The following is a 1,452-nucleotide window of genomic DNA, read 5'->3' as shown; positions in this document are numbered from 1 at the left end:
CTGTCGAGAAAATCTCGACAGTCTTTATTTTTTCCTTAAAATACCCATTCACGTGTAATAAAATAAAAGAAAGACTTAAAAGGACGGTGTCTTTCTCATGTTCCATACAAGAAATTCTTCTCAAAACGCAGCCGAGTTTGTTCTGCTTGACCAACTCGTCGAAGAGGATCATTTGCTTCGAAAAATTGATCAGCACATAGACTTTTCTTTCATCATTGAAAAGGTTAAACCTTACTACAGTGAAAATAAAGGCCGCCCCTCACTCGATCCGCTGATTTTATTCAAAATGATGTTTATCGGATACCTCTACGGCATCCGTTCAGAAAGGCAGCTTGAAAAAGAAATTTACTACAATATGGCGTACAGATGGTTTTTGGGACTGAATATCAATGACCCAGTTCCGCACCACTCCACCATCAGCTGGAACAGACGCACACGCTTTAAAGATACAACGATTTTCCAAGACATTTTTGATGAGATCGTTCTTCAGGCCATCAATCATGACATGGTGGGCGGACGTGTCCTTTTCACCGATTCAACTCATCTGAAAGCCAATGCCAACAAGCACAAATACACAAGAAAAACGATTGAACAGGATACACAAAACTATATCAAAGATTTAAATGAAGCCATCCAGGAAGATCGGGAGGATCACGGAAAAAAGCCATTACCGGCCAAAGAGGAGGTGAAAGCTGAAAAAGAGATCCGCCACAGTACCACTGATCCGGAAAGTGGATATATGTATCGTGAAAACAAACCGGAGGGTTTCTTTTACTTAGATCACCGAACAACGGATATGAAACATAACATTATCACCGACGCCTATGTCACGCCTGGAAATATCCATGATTCTGTGCCTTACCTTGACCGATTAGATCACCAAATGGCACGATTTAATTTTGAAGTAGAAGCCGTCGCTCTTGATTCTGGTTATTTAACGACTCCGATCTGTAAAGGATTAGCCGACCGCCATATTTTTGGCGTTATTGCCCATAGACGATATCACCCTACTAGGGGCTTGTTTCCAAAATGGAAGTTTCATTATGACAGTGAAAAAGACAGTTACATTTGCCCGAACCAGCAGGTACTTACATACTCAACAACTGACCGAAAAGGCTACCGGTCATATAAATCAAATCCTGAAACCTGTTCCGCATGCCCAATGCTTGAGCAATGCACAAGATCAAAGAACCGCCAGAAGGTCATCACCCGGCATGTATGGGAGGACCACAAAGAAAAGGTCAGACAAAATCGCTTATCTGTTTCAGGAAAAACCCTCTATAAAAAAAGAAAAGAAAAAATAGAGCGAAGCTTTGCAGATTCAAAACAGCTGCATGGGCTTCGCTATTGCAGGTTGAGGGGAAAACGGAATGTGAGTGAACAAGTTCTCCTCACAGCCGCATGCCAGAACATGAAGAAGATTGCCACATACCTAGCCAAGCAGGGCTAGGT

1 protein-coding gene is annotated in these 1,452 nt (G+C 42.1%); it reads left to right on the top strand.

The genetic code is table 11. The annotated features are described in order from the left end of the window. The first annotated feature begins 97 nt into the window (after positions 1-97). The gene (locus ACY3LV_RS20870) at positions 98-1,450 is read left to right on the top strand and encodes an IS1182 family transposase (protein ID WP_464864447.1); all 1,353 of its coding nucleotides are present in this window, start codon (positions 98-100) and stop codon (positions 1,448-1,450) included. The last annotated feature ends 2 nt before the right edge of the window (positions 1,451-1,452 follow it).

It is taken from the genome of Bacillus sp. 11C, assembly GCF_055486375.1.
This window is presented reverse-complemented; position numbering and strand designations above follow the sequence as displayed.